This is a genomic window from Schnuerera sp. xch1 (genome assembly GCF_019931165.1).
Taxonomy (GTDB): Bacteria; Bacillota; Clostridia; order Tissierellales; family Tepidimicrobiaceae; genus JAIOUP01.
Map to the genome: position 1 here is coordinate 30,828 of NZ_JAIOUP010000017.1, position 15,288 is coordinate 46,115.

The following is a 15,288-nucleotide window of genomic DNA, read 5'->3' on the forward strand; positions in this document are numbered from 1 at the left end:
ATCCACCTTAAATTTACTTCTATCCTAGTGTATCAAAAACCAAAGCTAAATCCAAGAAATTTAGCTTTGGTTTCAAAGATTTATTCTTCATCATCATCCATTACTTCATAATCAGCATCTACTACATCATCTTCTTCGTTATTATTCTCACCAGGTTGGGCTCCTTGCTGCCCTTGAGCTTGCTTATAAAGCTTTTCAGATATACTATAAAACTCTTGGCTTAATTCTTCTGTTTTTGCTTTTATTTCGTCCGTATTATCTCCCTCTAATGCCTTTTTCAATTCATCTAGCTTGCCTTGAACTTTTGATTTCTCATCATCTGAAATCTTGCCTTCTAATTCTTTTAATGTTTTCTCGGTTTGATAAATCATAGAATCTGCATTGTTCCTAATCTCTATAGCTTCCTTACGTTTTTTATCTTCTTCTGCGAACTTCTCTGATTCATTCACTTTCTTATCAATCTCTTCGTCCGTTAAATTTGTTGAAGCAGTAATTGTAATTTTTTGTTCTTTTCCTGTGCCTAAGTCTTTAGCACTTACATTCACTATACCATTAGCATCTATGTCAAAAGTTACTTCTATTTGAGGTACTCCTCTTGGTGCAGGTGGTATACCTGTAAGTTGGAATCTTCCTAGAGTTACATTGTCTTTAGCAAATTCTCTTTCTCCTTGAACCACATGAATATCTACAGAAGTTTGGTTATCAGCAGCAGTAGAGAATATTTGTGATTTTTTAGTAGGTATTGTAGTATTCCTCTCTATTAATTTTGTGGCTACTCCACCCAGTGTCTCTATTCCCAAGGATAGTGGAGTTACGTCTAATAAAAGTAAATCTTTTACTTCTCCGCTTAGCACTCCTCCTTGGATTGCCGCTCCGATAGCTACACATTCATCTGGATTAATGTCCTTTTGTGGGTTCTTGCCTACTAGTTTTTTAATAGCATCTTGTACCGCTGGTATACGTGTTGAACCGCCAACTAATATTATCTTTTCAATATCATTTGATGAAAGTTCAGCATCCTTTATTGCTAGTCTAACTGGCTCCAAAGTTTTTTCCACTAGATGAGAAGTCAATTCATCAAACTTTGCTCTTGTAATATCCATATTCAAATGTAACGGACCAGCAGAAGATGCAGTTATAAATGGTAAATTTATATTTGATGACATTGTAGATGATAATTCTTTTTTAGCCTTTTCTGCAGCTTCTTTTAACCTCTGTAATGACATATTATCTTTTCTTAAATCTACACCATTTTCTTTTTTAAATTCTTCGGCTATATAATCAATTATCTCTTGATCAAAGTCATCTCCACCTAACTTATTGTTTCCTCTAGTAGCTAAAACTTCAAATACTCCATCTCCTACTTCTAAAATTGAAACATCAAAAGTTCCCCCACCTAAGTCAAACACCATAATCTTCTGTTGTCCTTCAGTTTTATCTAATCCATAGGCTAAAGCGGCTGCTGTTGGTTCATTGATAATTCTTTTAACATTTAATCCCGCAATCTTACCAGCATCTTTTGTTGCTTGTCTTTGACTATCTGTAAAATATGCTGGTACAGTAATAACTGCATCTGTTACAGTCTCTCCTAAGTAACTTTCTGCATCTGTCTTTAATTTCTGCAATATCATTGCTGATATATCTTGTGGAGTATATTCCTTTCCATCTATAGTCTTTTTATAATCCCTACCCATTTCTCTCTTTATTGATATTATGGTTTTATCAGGATTAGTTACTGCCTGTCTTTTTGCAGTTTCTCCAACTAATCTCTCTCCATCTTTAGTAAATGCTGCTACTGATGGAGTAGTTCTATTTCCTTCTGCATTTGGAATAACAACAGGTTCGCCACCTTCCATTACGGCTACACATGAATTTGTAGTTCCTAAATCAATTCCAATTATTTTTCCCATATAAATTCCTCCTCAAAAAATTATTTATTTTACTACTTTAACCATACTAGGTCTAATAACTTTATCATTTAACATATATCCTTTTTGCAATATCTCTAATATAGTCCCTTCTTCTCTATCCTCACATTCCTCAGCAAATACCGCATGATGAAAATTAGGATCAAAAGGTTCTCCTTCACATTGAATTTCTTTTAATCCATTTTTTTTAAGTACATCTAATATCTGATCATATATCATTTTTACTCCCTTATAAAAACTATCCTCATTATCCATATTGTCTAAAGCCCTCTCAAAATTATCCAATATGGGCAATAATTGATTCATTATATCCTCAGTTGCATGAGTATATACATTCTCTTTATCCTTTTCAACTCTATTCTTATAATTCATAAAATCTGCTTGCAATCTTAAAAACCTATCATTTAACTCCTCTATTTCATTATCCTTTTTTTCCAGTTCTTTAATTAGTTCATCTTCTTTTATATTTTCATTATCCTCTTTTATCACATTTTCACTGGATTCCTGTTCTTCTTTTGTTTCATCTTGTTTTGTTTCTTGGTTCTTGTCCATATGATCACCCTTTGCATATTATTTCAATAATTTTATCTCTGAATGCAAATAAAAATATGCACTCTACCATTGGCTTAGTAACATATCAAATATTTCTGTCAAATTTGATGAAAATAATTTCAGTGAATTCATTACCATTAGATAATCCATTCTTGTAGGACCAATAACACCTATCTTTCCAATAGTCATATCACCTAATTTATAAGTAGTGGTTATTAAACTGCAATCTTTGATTGTATCATATATATTTTCATCCCCTATAGTGATTTCTATTCCATTATTTAGAGGATCATTTAATAATACATTTATTAATTGTTCTTTATCCTCAATAAATGAAATAAAAGACTTAGCTTTATCTGTATCCCTATATTCTGGGAAGTCAAATATTTTAGTAACCCCATCAGCGTATACTTCAATATCATTAATATCTTCAAGTAATTTACTGATTATCGGTATAACACTATCTATTGTTTCCTTGAACTTATACATATCTTTGAATATATCATCTTTTATTAAATCCTCTAGTCCATCTATAGTAAACTCTTTTAACTTTTTATTAAGAAAATTAGATATTTGATTTAGTTGATCACTTGATATACTTTTATCCATTCTAAGCATTGTATTATTGACAATCCCTGAATCTCCAACCAAGATCACCAATATTTCTTTATCATATAATGGAACTAGTTGTATATGTTTTAATCTGATTTTTTTTATCTGAGGTGATATAGCCAATGCAGTATAACTCGTAATTGCTGATAATATCTTTGCAGAATTTTGAATTAATTGATCTATTTCTCTAGATTCTCTGGTCAATATTTTTTTTATTTCCTCTTTTTTCTCTATATCCATTCGAATTTCTTCTGCATTTATTATTTTATTTACATAAAATCTATAAGCTTTATCTGAAGGTACTCTGCCAGATGAAGTATAAGGCTTATTTAAATATCCTAAGTTTTCTAAATCTGACATCTCATTTCTGATAGTAGCAGAACTTACTCCTAAATCATATTCTTTAGATAGTGTTCTTGATCCAATAGGTTCCGCTACTCTTATATAGCTGTCAATTATAGCACATAAAACCCTAATTTTTCTCTCATCCAACATATTCGCCACCTCAACTTTTCACGTCATAGATGTTGTTAGCACTCTACATCTTTGAGTGCTAATCTAAAGTTAACATAAACCAAACTATCTTGTCAATACCTTTTTTAAAAACAAATTATTATGGTAATAAATCCACATATACTATATTAGACAAATCTAATCCTTTAGCTGTAAAATTAATTCTTTCATCGTCTATAGATAGTAATCCACCTTCCTGGTGCTTTATCAATGTATCATAATATATATCTTCTACATTTTGATTAAATCTATTTCTAAATTCATCTTTGTTTATACCATCTATCAATCTAAGTCCCATGATTAAATACTCCGCCATTTCCATTTTCTTATCTATCTTTTCTTCTCCACATACAGGAGCTAATCTTTTATCTAGCATATTATAATAATCCTTGAAATTTTTATAATTCCAAAATCTTTTATTATTTAAATTAGAATGAGCAGATATACCAAATCCTACATATGGTTCAATTTGCCAATATAGTAAATTATGTTTACACTCAAATCCTTCTTTAGCAAAATTTGATATTTCATAATGTTTATATCCATTCGATTTTAATAAATTAATACCATTATGATACATTTGCCTTTCAATATCTTCATCCGGAAGTACTATCTTCCCTTTATTATACCATCTATTCATCAATGTCTTTTCTTCTAATATTAAACTATAATATGAAATATGGTCTACATCCAATTTGATTACCTCTTCCAATGTCTCTATACAATCATCTACTGTCTGATTGGGTAATCCAAACATTAAATCTATATTTACATTGTCAAATTCTGCTTTTCTTATTAAATCATAACTTTTTAAAAAATCCTTAGTTGTATGCCTTCTTCCTACTGCATTTAAAAGTTTATCGCTTAAACTTTGAACGCCTATGCTTATTCTGTTTATTCCAATTTGCTTATATAGATTTATCTTATCTTCATTAAGAGTTTCAGGATTTGCTTCTATTGTTATTTCTTCTACCTTTTTTGCATCAAAATTTTTATAAATATATTCTAATATCTTTACAATGATTTGTTCATCTATATACGAAGGAGTTCCACCTCCAATGAATATTGTTTTTATTGTATATTCATCTAATAACTTCTTATATATCTCCATCTCTAGCAATAAATAATCTATATACTTATCCATTTCACTATTAAATTTAGGAAATGATACAAAATCACAATAATAGCATTTATTACTGCAAAATGGAATGTGTATATATATTCCTAATTTCTTCAACAAATTCACCTTCTATTGTATAAAAAAATTCTATTAAAAATATATCTGAAAAAACCTTTTAATGTATCCAATAAAAAATCATATTTTTATATGCATCATATGCAAATTTAATGCACACTTAGGTGTGCATCTGCTTTTACTCGTCATATTTTAACACAGCTAAAAAAGCTTGTTGTGGTACCTCTATGGAACCAATCTGTCTCATTCTCTTTTTACCTTCTTTTTGTTTCTCCAGTAGCTTTTTCTTTCTAGAGATATCTCCACCATAGCATTTAGCTAATACATCTTTCCTTAGAGCTTTTACTGTTTCTCTAGCAATTATTTTAGAACCTATTGCCGCTTGTATAGGAATAGCAAACTGATGACGAGGAATTTCCTCTTTTAACTTTTCTACAACTTTTCTTCCTCTTTCATATGCCTTATCCTTATGAACTATTATAGATAAAGCATCTACTAGCTCTCCATTAATCAACACGTCTAATCTTACCAACTCAGACTCTTTATATCCTTTAAGCTCATAATCCAATGAAGCAAAACCTCTTGTCTTGGATTTTAAAGCATCAAAAAAATCATATATCACTTCATTTAATGGTAATTCATAATACATTGTAACTCTTGTTTCTTCCAAGTACTCCATATTCTTAAAGACTCCTCGTCTACCTTGACACAACTCCATTACTGCCCCTACATAATCTGTTGGTGTCATTATAGACGTAGATACAATTGGCTCTTCCATGTACTCTATTTCTGATTGATCAGGTAAATTAGTTGGATTCTGTATTGACAAAATCTTTCCTTCACTCGTTTTTACATTATAAATAACGCTAGGTGCTGTTGTTATTATATTCAGATCAAATTCTCTCTCCAACCTTTCCTGTATTATCTCCATATGAAGTAATCCTAAAAACCCACATCTAAAACCAAAACCTAAAGCTACAGATGTTTCAGGTTCAAATACTAAACTGGCATCATTTACTTGAAGCTTTTCTAAAGCATCTCTTACAGTGTTAAAATCTTCTCCTTCTGCTGGGTAAATACCACAGTATACCATTGGTATAACTTTCTTATATCCAGGCAAAGGGGTTTCAGTTGGATTATTATAATCTGTTATCGTATCCCCAACTCTTGCATCTTTTACATTTTTAATACTAGCCACTACATATCCTACATCTCCAGAGTTTAATTGTTTTACAGGAATTTGTTTATTTGTGGTTATGCCTACTTCTGTTACTTCAAAGTGTTTATTAGATGACATCATCTTTATTTCCATATTGGGTTTTATTGTACCTTCAAATACTCTTATATAGGAAACTACACCTTTGTAGCTGTCGTAATATGAATCAAAAATTAATGCTTTTAATGGCGCTTTATCATCACTTTTAGGAGCAGGAATTTTGTTAACCAATTCTTCAAATACTGCTTCTATATTTAAACCCTTTTTAGCTGATACTAAAGGAGCTTGTGAAGCATCAATACCAATTATATCTTCAATTTCTTGTTTAACCTCTTCTGGCCTGGCACTAGGTAAATCAACTTTATTAATAATAGGTACAATTTCTAAATCCTGTTCTAGTGCTAAATAAACATTCGCAAGAGTTTGAGCTTCCACACCTTGACTTGCATCCACTACAAGTAAAGCTCCCTCACAAGCAGCCAAACTTCTAGAAACTTCATAATTAAAATCTACATGTCCAGGTGTATCAATTAAGTTTAAAACATATTCTTCTCCATCTTTAGCCTTATAATTTAATCTAACATTCTTTAATTTTATTGTTATGCCTCTTTCTCTTTCTAGATCCATACTATCAAGAACCTGACTATGCATTTCCCTAGATGTTAATAATCCAGTTTTTTCTATTAATCTATCTGCAAGGGTAGACTTTCCATGATCAATATGTGCGATAATAGAAAAATTTCTAATATTTTTAGATTTCATATTCTGCATATTTTTCCTCCTTAGAAGTTTCCATAACTCTAAACAATAATTATAGCAAAAACACTCCTAAAAGTAAAACAAAAGACCAGTAATTTCTGGCCTTTTGTCAGTCTATCTCTTTCAATATTTTTAGGTCAATAAAATAACTTTTCCCAAACAATTCTAATTTTCTTTCCTTAATATTCACACTAAACATCGTTGGATTCTCCAAATAACCTAAGTAAGTAATACTTCTATTTACCATTTTTATTCCAGAATAAAATAATAAAAAAGTAAAAATGATGATCAAAAATTTATAGAATATTTTTCTCTTTTGTTTTTTCAACTGTTTTCTTCTTTCCACTCTTGTGTACAAGAAATATCACCATAATTATTATTCCTAAAGATGATGATTATTATACTAATCTAGCTTGCCAAATCTATTATTAAAAGGGAAATATCTAAAACTTGTTATTCCTTTAATTGATTCTAATGACACACATCCAAAATATCTACTATCTTTACTTGCTCCCTCATCTCTATTATCACCTAAGACAAATACATGTTCGTCAGGAACTTCCCAATGGTTTTCTTCATATACATGAGTATATGCTCCTTCTTCTATATAATCTTCTTCTAATAACTCGTCGTTTAAGTATACTTTTCCATCTATAATTGCTACTGTATCTCCAGCAACGCCAATAACTCTCTTTATATAATCTTTATTTGGCACATCTGGTGCTTCTAAAACAACAATATCACCTCTATCAGGTTCTGAAAAGTATAAAGATACCTTATTTGCAAAAAGTCTATCCTTTTCATGCAATGTTGGATACATTGAATTACCTAATACATAGGTGGTATTAAATATAAATGTCTTTATCAACACGGCTATTACAATAGCTAATAGTATGCTTTTTATCCATTCAAAAGCTTCACTTTTAGTATTCTTATTTTTATCTTCGTCCATAATCAAATCCTCCTCTTCCTAGAAATATATACTTATTATACCACTTTTCTTTAATATTTAAAAAGATTTTTAATCTTGTATGTTGTCAATAACTATGCTTAATATTTCCCCAAGTATCTTTGATGTTTCTTTAGCTTCTTCTACTGTATTCAAATTGCTTCCTACCTCAATCAAAGCTGAATAATTAGAGAGAAATTGATTATATTTCCCTATTGGTTTTATAATAATTCCTGTGCATAAACCAGGATAAAGAACATCAGTTACAACCTTTACATATTTAGCAAAACTTAATACCGCATCCTTATTTGGTGAATCCGGACCTATTATAAAAAAAAAGGTAGCCACATTCTTACCATTAATCTTTACTACGGATTTGTCTATAAGATTATCCAAATTATTCATCACATTAATATCATTATGATCAAAACCATCTCTATGTATATCCAATAAAATTTTAAAATTACTATTCTCTTTTAATTTTTCCTTTATTGTTTTTAAAGATTCTGCATAGGATTGGTTATATGAAGGTACATCATGATATTTGGTAACATGATCCACCTTATGGCCATTCTTTTTCAATGTTTCTGCAATAATTTCTCCTATTGTAGTTACATTATAATCTCTATCTTCAGTGTGATGCTTATCATTTTCTAAAGAAGAATATGATTCAGTGCCATGGGTATGATATATTAGTACGTATGGCTCTTGCTTATTTATTTTTAATGGTTCAATATTTAAAGGTTCCGGTACATTCTCAAGAGAACCTTTTCCTTCTGAATCATTTACAATTATCAGATCTTCATATTCCTCTAACTCATCGATAATTATAAAATCTTCAACTATAGTTGGGTCATTTTTATAATCTTCTATATTATCTTCATTTAATCCTTCTATATTTGCTAATCCTGATTTATTGCTAATATTCAATATTGCAGGTAATTGAGACCTCATAAAGTCATTGATTACACCACTTAAAAATTGTCTTAAACTAAATTCTTCAAAATTATCAATTTTTGTTTTTTGATTTTTATATAAATTTATGATTGAGCTTGTTCTACTAAAAAGTGTAATAAAAAACTGTTGTTCCTCAAAATATGGTTCTTGGTTGAATACTGTCTCTACTTCATTATTTAAATCAAAATTTGATTCATCCCCAGTTGCATTAATCAAAAACGTGCCTATATTGAATACTATTAGGCATATTAATGCAAAAATTATATAGTTATTTCTAATATTTTTTCCCTTCATAATAACACTCCTCAAGTTAGTATTCAATACATAGATTATATTCAATTTGAATACTATATATGATAATTATTTTATAAAGGGATTAATCTTATTTAATATATCTATTAACATCTTTCAAGTCAATACCATGATGCAATGACATATTCAACCCATTTGCAATAATAATAGACAAATCATCAATAAGTAAGTCAATTTCTTTTGGAGTTACTACTATATTTGGCATAAAAGGTTCTAATACTTCTCTTATTAAATCATATTTTTCTTCACTTGAAATCTGTTCAAGATTAGAATAAAATTTAGATCCAACTTCTGCTTCGTTTTTCATGGATTCGATAATTAAGTCCATAGTATCATTTACCATAGTAGCAGCATCGACAACAGTCGGTATCCCTATAGCTATAACTGGTACTCCTAAATACTCCTCATTTAAACCCATTCGTTTATTATCAATTCCACTTCCTGGGTTTATACCAGTATCTGATATCTGAATAGTAGTACTTACTCTTTCCATTTTTCGAGAAGCTAATGAATCTACAGCTACTACTAAATCCGGTTTAGTTCTCTCCACTATGCCTTTCACTATCTCGCTTGTTTCTATCCCAGTAAGTCCCATAACCCCTGGAGATATAGCAGAAACATTGGCCACAGTTTCATCACTATCCTTATTATACGCTATATAAAATTGTCTTGTAACTAAAACTCTATCGACTACTTTAGGCCCTAATGCATCAGGAGTTACATTCCAGTTGCCTAACCCTACAATCAATGTTTTCGTGTTTTTATCATTTTTACCCATTCCCTTTAATTCTTTGGCCAATAATTGGCTTATCTCATCTTTCAAATCCTGATCAGTGTTTTTTAGTCTTGGAACATCTATAGTAATATAAGTTCCTTCAGGTTTCCCTAAATTTTTTGAACCCATCTCGTTAACTATCTTTACTCTAGTTACAGTATATTCCTTTCCTTCATCTTTTTCGACCTCAACCCCAGATGCTTCTTGATTATTTCTTTGTTTGTATAATTCTCTGCTCTCAATTGCTAGATCTGTTCTTACATTTATCATCTTTTTACCTCCTGTATATTTTTTTAATATTATTAAGGTTATTTTTCTACAATACTTGAATTTTATGTATAATGAAATCAAATATCCTTGCAATTAATCTTTCTTCGTGATAAAATACTTTTGTTAAGATTGGAGGAGGTGAATCTTTTGGCAAATATCAAATCTGCAGAAAAAAGAATAAAGACTACTAAAAATAAAACAGAACTAAACAAAAGTAGAAAATCTGAAATCAAAAGTTATATTAGAAAATTTGATATAGCTGTAGAAAGTGAAAATTTTAATGAAGCTAAAGAATTACTTAAAATTATAGATAAAAAATTAAAAAGAGCTGCACATAAAAATGTTATCCATAAAAATGCTGCTTCAAGAAAAGTAAGTAATTTAACAAAAAGACTAAATAAAAAAGAAGCTATGTAAAAATGAAACTTCGGAGATCCGAAGTTTTATTTTTAATTTAAATTTTAGAACATAGTTTGGTAAGCAACACCTCTAAAGCTAATCTGTCATCCATAGAACTTGACTTTATAACTTTATCTGTTTCCAAACAATATAACATTGCACTTTTCAATTGAGATACAGTAAAATTATTACTTTGATTTGAAACCTTTTTAAATTCATATCTGGATAAATTCATCTTACTATGGATATCCCCTTCTGAATAACCTTTCGTTTTCAATAACTTAAAGTTTAACATATTTCTCAGTTGTCTAACTATCATATATAAAATAAAAAGTACTGGTTCATTGGATATATACATATCATTAAATAATTTAATAACATTTTCTCCTCTTTTTTGGCTAATATTATTTAATAAGTTAAAGACATTTATCTCCAATGGCTTAGATACAAGTAAATCTATGCTTTCTTTAGTAACCTCGTTCTTATCCAATAAATAATTACAAATCTTGATGATTTCATTTTCTAAATTATATAGTGTTTTAGTTCGATTTAAATCAAAATATGAAGATTGTTGAACTAAATAATTGATATTTGATTTAGAAATCTTTTTATTATATTTACTAAATTTATTTTGAATCCATGTGTCTAAATCCTTGCCCTTTAATTTTTTAAATTCTACTATTCCATTTGTTTTTTTAATCGATTTATATAAGACATTAGATTTCCTTACATCTTTTTGTTTTACTATAAATACCAAACAAATATAATCTTCTAATTTCTCTATATATTTAGATAAAGTCTTTATATCTATCTCTAATGAATTATTCCCTTCTTCGTTTTTACTTTTTAACGAAGGAAAATCTTTAATAACCACTATTTTTTTCTCTGACATAAATGGTAGAGTTTCACAAGCATTAATAATTTTATCAAAATTGATATCTATTCCTTCCAAGGCTATATAATTTAATGCTTCAAAGGATTCATCAATAAAAACATCTTTCAATATTTTTAACGTATAATCCAACATATATTCTTCTTCTCCATAGAATAAATATACTGGATCCAAATCTTTATCTTTAACTTTATTGATAAATTCTTTATAATTCAATTCTCTCCATCTCCTTGTAAATCAATGTATAATATTTTATCATAATATATAAAATTTCAAAATATATGACCAAAAAAATTATGTTCAGATAATAATGACCTATTATATATAATACACTTATTTTTTCTCTTATAAAAGGATTGATCTTAAAGTCATTCTTATCCAATGTCAAATTTATTAATCCATGCTTATCAGTTCTATAAAGTTCAATATTGTTACTATTGTATGTATCAATAACCTCACTATTTGGATGTCCAAAAACATTATTCCTACCCACTGAAATAATCCCAATATTAGGCTTAAGCACATTTAACAGATCTGCTCCAGAAGAAGTATTGCTTCCATGGTGTGGAACTTTTAAAAAATCAATGTTTCTATGCATAGTATTAACTACATTTTCTTCTCCCTTTTTCTCAATATCTCCTGTGAATAAAATAGTTGTATCAAAATGAGTTAACAATAGAACTAACGATAAATCATTCTCATTATTATTTGAATTCTTCAATAATTCGTAGTTTGGTCCAATTACAGTAACTTCATTATTATCTAAATTAAGCCTGTCTCCTTTTTTTAGAATAAATATTGGTATGTCTTTATGCTCTGCTCTATTTTTAATATCTTTATATGAAGCATTATTATCTTCCGTATAGCCAAAATAAATATTTTCGATTTTCATATTATCCATTAGATAAGGCAAACTCTTACAATGATCTTCATGAAAATGAGTAATAAAAATTCCATCGAGTTTAAATACGCCTTCTTTTTCTAAATAAGGCAATAAAATATTTTCACCAATATCGAAATCTCCGAAAGCATTACCTCCAGTATCTATTAAATAGTTCTCTTCTTTCGTCCTCAATAATATACTATCTCCTTGACCAACATCTATAAAATCAATAGATAAGGTCTCATTTAAATTTATGGATATTGAGTTTATAAGTATCAATAGCAATAAATAAGTAACCATTACTTTAGTAATTACTCTATTAAGTTCTTTTATTTGTATTATACCTAGCAATGTAAATATTAAAATATAGTACATACCAATTGTCAAAAATGATGGTGATGCTACTTTTATATTAAGAACAGGAAAATAATTTAATATTTCAATTGCCATTAGCTGTATGTTTAATAGAAAATTTATTGTAATTCCTATCGCATCGGATATATATTCACTTATAAATGAAAAGAATATTAAAAATATGCTAAGTACTAAACATATTGAAAATAATGGAACTAATATAAGATTAGACACTATGCTTATAAGGGGTATATGGTTAAAATAATATGCTAATACTGGCAATAGCCCAATCTGAACTGAAATTATACTTACTAAAGTTCTAACAATGCTACTATCTTTTAAATACAGTATTTTATTAAATTTAGGTGTGAAATAAATTATTGAAAAAGTAGCAACAAATGATAATTGAAATCCAACACTAAAAATCCAATACGGATTTATTATTATTAATAACAATAGTGCAAAAAATAAAACATTGATTGAATCATACGGTTTAGCCCATAATTGAGAAAGCAATAATACAGTAAACATTATATTTGATCTCAATACAGACACTGGATATCCAATTATATAAGCATAGATCCATAGTATAATTATAGTTAAAATAATATTTATTCTTCTGTCTATTCCAATATAGGCAAACATTCCTACCAATAATGCTGTTAAAATACCAATATGTAGTCCTGAAACTGCTAATATATGTGCTAGTCCTAAATCTCTAAACTGTTGTATTCTCTCTTCATCTAAATAAGAGTCTTCACCTAATATAATAGATTTCATTATGGGGCTGTTCCCCTCTGCTAAATATAGATCGAAAGTCTTTTCTACTTTATCTATAAAACTCAATTTTAAGCTTAAAAAAATATTTAAATTTTGCTCCACTACATCTAATATAGAATATTCTCTTATGGTAGTTGTAGTATAAATATTATTGGTTAAAAGATTGAGCTTATAATTATATAATCTTGGATTTGTATTTTCTATAGGTTCTCTTAATACTGCATTAAATCTTATTTTATCTCCTATATCTAACTTGCACTTACCAATAACATTTAATATAATCTTCTCGGATACATTTCTATCTATATTTTCATATTTGATATTATCTATTAAAACTACATGTTTACTATTTTCTTCAATATCTTTACTCTCTTTTATAGTCCCACTTAACTCTATAGGTTTATCTATAAATTGTATCAATTGACTGCTGTTTTCCTTAATGCCTATTATAAACATACCTAATAAAAAAAATGATAATAATAATCCTATATACATTGAATAATTAAATTTTATATTAATTAAGTTAGCCGCAATAGATAGCATTAATAGAAGTAATATCATATAAAGATTTACTTCAACATAATAATAAAATACTATTCCCAATGATATAAAAATAGTTAATAAAACTAGCGGTCTTTTCATTTATATTAATCCCTTCTATTTCTATTTATTTTACCAAAAGACCATATTACAATTATCATTCCTAATAATATCAACATACTACCTATGTATTCTCTATCCATGTTAGGCACCCCGCTAAAATATTTCAAACCCATCTTATAAAATTATCATCGATTATTCTAATTATTAACTAAATTATAACATAGGATTTAAATTTTATCCTGTTAGTGTTAGTAAAAAAGTGATAATATATTTATAATAGATTAAAAGGTATGGTGATATTGTATGACAGAGAAAGTTTATCTGGAAAATCCTTATTTGCGTAAAATTGGTGCTCGTATTATTGAAAAAAAATATAGAAATAATAAGTACTATATAAAAACAAATAAAACTATCTTTTATCCTAACCTTTCGGGAGGACAACCCGGAGATAAGGGTACCATTAACGGTGTAGAAGTTTTGGATACTTATGAAGATGGAGAAGATATAATACATATTACTAAAGATAATATTCATAGCGATAGAGCAATGCTCTCTATTGATTGGGAGAACAGGTTTGATTATATGCAACAGCATTCTGGGCAACATCTTTTATCTTCAGTGTTCTATAAGTTGTACAACGGGGAAACTATTGGATTCCATATTGGCGGTAAATATGTCTATATTGATATAAATATACCTCAGATAAATAAAGATGAAATTAAAAAAGTAGAAAAGTTTGCTAATAAAATTATATTTTCTAACTTTAATATTAAATCGTATATTGTGAAAAAAGAGGAAATAGATAAAATTCCAGTTAGAAATGAGCCAACAATTACATCTAATATTCGAATTATAGAGATTGATGAAATTGATTTTTCACCATGTTGTGGTACTCATGTAAGAAATACTGGAGAAATTGGAATCATCAAAATAAGAAAAGTCGAATCCTACAAAAATAATATGAGAGTTGAATTTGTATGTGGAAGTAGAGCATTGAAAGACTATAGCTGGAAAAGTGACTATATTGAAGATATTAGTTACCTTTTATCCTCTAAGGATACAGATGCTAAAGATAAAGTAAAAAAGCTCTATAATCAAAAGATAGTTTTAGAAAAAGAAAATAAAATCTTAAAAGAAAAACTATATAAATACAGATCAAAATAACTGTTGGAAGGTACTAAAAATTTAATATGAAGAGATAATAAAAATATTAATGGGGCTGTTTCATAACTTATAAATAAGTTATGAAACGCCTCTTTTTATATATTCTAGTTGTCAACTATATTTCATAAATTTCTATAAAATGAAATATAGTTTTATCAATCTGATTTTAGGCATG

Annotated in this window: 12 protein-coding genes; 2 read left to right on the forward strand and 10 right to left on the reverse strand. The window is 28.3% G+C overall.

Annotation, left to right across the window (positions count from 1 at the left end; all coding sequences use genetic code 11):
• Nucleotides 1-80 precede the first annotated feature (80 nt).
• The 8 genes from dnaK to gpr all read right to left on the reverse strand — a co-directional run bounded on the left by dnaK (nucleotide 81) and on the right by gpr (nucleotide 10,038).
• Nucleotides 81-1,910 (reverse strand): molecular chaperone DnaK, encoded by a 1,830-nt coding sequence (dnaK, locus tag K8M07_RS10850; RefSeq protein ID WP_223378777.1) that lies wholly within the window; start codon nucleotides 1,908-1,910, stop codon nucleotides 81-83.
• Between the two features lie 24 nt (nucleotides 1,911-1,934).
• Nucleotides 1,935-2,480, reverse strand: a complete 546-nt coding sequence (gene grpE / locus K8M07_RS10855; protein WP_223378779.1) for a nucleotide exchange factor GrpE — start codon at nucleotides 2,478-2,480, stop codon at nucleotides 1,935-1,937.
• 63 nt (nucleotides 2,481-2,543) lie between these two features.
• Nucleotides 2,544-3,587, reverse strand: coding sequence for a heat-inducible transcriptional repressor HrcA (hrcA, locus tag K8M07_RS10860; RefSeq protein WP_223378780.1), 1,044 nt, complete (start codon nucleotides 3,585-3,587; stop codon nucleotides 2,544-2,546).
• A gap of 118 nt (nucleotides 3,588-3,705) precedes the next feature.
• Nucleotides 3,706-4,851, reverse strand: a complete 1,146-nt coding sequence (gene hemW, locus K8M07_RS10865; RefSeq protein ID WP_223378782.1) for a radical SAM family heme chaperone HemW — start codon at nucleotides 4,849-4,851, stop codon at nucleotides 3,706-3,708.
• A gap of 127 nt (nucleotides 4,852-4,978) precedes the next feature.
• Nucleotides 4,979-6,787: a translation elongation factor 4 gene (gene lepA / locus K8M07_RS10870; RefSeq protein ID WP_223378784.1), complete on the reverse strand. Its 1,809-nt coding sequence runs from the start codon at nucleotides 6,785-6,787 to the stop codon at nucleotides 4,979-4,981.
• A gap of 391 nt (nucleotides 6,788-7,178) precedes the next feature.
• Nucleotides 7,179-7,727, reverse strand: coding sequence for a signal peptidase I (gene lepB / locus K8M07_RS10875; RefSeq protein ID WP_223378786.1), 549 nt, complete (start codon nucleotides 7,725-7,727; stop codon nucleotides 7,179-7,181).
• Between the two features lie 69 nt (nucleotides 7,728-7,796).
• Nucleotides 7,797-8,975 (reverse strand): stage II sporulation protein P, encoded by a 1,179-nt coding sequence (gene spoIIP, locus K8M07_RS10880; protein WP_223378788.1) that lies wholly within the window; start codon nucleotides 8,973-8,975, stop codon nucleotides 7,797-7,799.
• An 88-nt stretch (nucleotides 8,976-9,063) separates the two neighbouring features.
• A complete protein-coding gene (gpr, locus tag K8M07_RS10885; protein ID WP_223378790.1) occupies nucleotides 9,064-10,038 on the reverse strand; it encodes a GPR endopeptidase in 975 nt (324 codons plus the stop codon).
• Nucleotides 10,039-10,185: 147 nt separating this feature from the next.
• Here gpr and rpsT point away from each other — a divergent pair, with 147 nt between their 5' ends.
• Nucleotides 10,186-10,455 carry a 30S ribosomal protein S20 gene (gene rpsT, locus K8M07_RS10890; protein ID WP_223378791.1) on the forward strand — a complete coding sequence of 90 codons (270 nt, stop codon included), beginning with the start codon at nucleotides 10,186-10,188 and terminating at the stop codon, nucleotides 10,453-10,455.
• A gap of 37 nt (nucleotides 10,456-10,492) precedes the next feature.
• Here rpsT and holA read toward each other — a convergent pair whose 3' ends face one another.
• Nucleotides 10,493-11,545, reverse strand: coding sequence for a DNA polymerase III subunit delta (holA, locus tag K8M07_RS10895; RefSeq protein WP_223378798.1), 1,053 nt, complete (start codon nucleotides 11,543-11,545; stop codon nucleotides 10,493-10,495).
• Nucleotides 11,535-13,988, reverse strand: coding sequence for a DNA internalization-related competence protein ComEC/Rec2 (locus K8M07_RS10900; protein WP_223378800.1), 2,454 nt, complete (start codon nucleotides 13,986-13,988; stop codon nucleotides 11,535-11,537). The genes holA and K8M07_RS10900 overlap by 11 nt, the downstream gene beginning before the upstream one ends.
• A gap of 264 nt (nucleotides 13,989-14,252) precedes the next feature.
• Between K8M07_RS10900 and K8M07_RS10905 the strand changes: the two genes are divergently transcribed.
• A complete protein-coding gene (locus K8M07_RS10905) occupies nucleotides 14,253-15,113 on the forward strand; it encodes an alanyl-tRNA editing protein (protein WP_223378802.1) in 861 nt (286 codons plus the stop codon).
• Nucleotides 15,114-15,288 lie beyond the last annotated feature (175 nt).